This is a genomic window from Pantoea sp. 18059 (assembly GCF_902706165.1).
Taxonomy (GTDB): Bacteria; Pseudomonadota; Gammaproteobacteria; order Enterobacterales; family Enterobacteriaceae; genus Pantoea; species Pantoea agglomerans.
The window spans coordinates 1-427 of the sequence record NZ_CACSJS010000051.1 but is presented as its reverse complement, the minus strand read 5'-3'; the positions used below and the strand labels follow the sequence as shown (position 1 = coordinate 427).

The 427-nt window shown below is 71.9% G+C and carries 1 protein-coding gene; it reads right to left on the bottom strand.

Features of this window, described 5'->3' with window-relative positions; all coding sequences use genetic code 11:
- Nucleotides 1–427, bottom strand: a 427-nt coding sequence (locus GVJ63_RS22010) for a hypothetical protein (RefSeq protein ID WP_200843140.1), incomplete at both ends; no start/stop codon positions are given.

Here is a 427-nt window from a genome sequence, read left to right as displayed (position 1 = left end):
GGATCGAAGCCTGCGGCCTTGGCCGATTCACCGGCCACCGCGCCGAGCAGCACCGCCGGTGCACCCAGCCGCGAACGGGTGACCAGCGCCGGCAGCTGCGCCGCACCTGCACCGGCATCGGTATAGACCGCCACAGTGTGGCGGCCGTCGTCCAGGCGCAGGTAGTTCAGGCCCGGCTGGTCGGGGCCGGATTCAGCGGCGATCGGCAGCCGGGTCAGAACAGCCTGGCCGCGCTGGGTCTGGCCATCGTCCTTGCCGGCGGCAATGAAGCGGTACTCGTAGCCCAGGCCATCGGCCAGCACCTGCAGCGGATCGACCTGGCCGATGCCGCGCTGCACCTGGCGCACGCTCACCGCGTCCACCTTCAGGCTCTTCAGTTGCGCGGCCAGCGCCGGCATCGCCTCGGCGTGGGGCGCCTGTTCCAGGG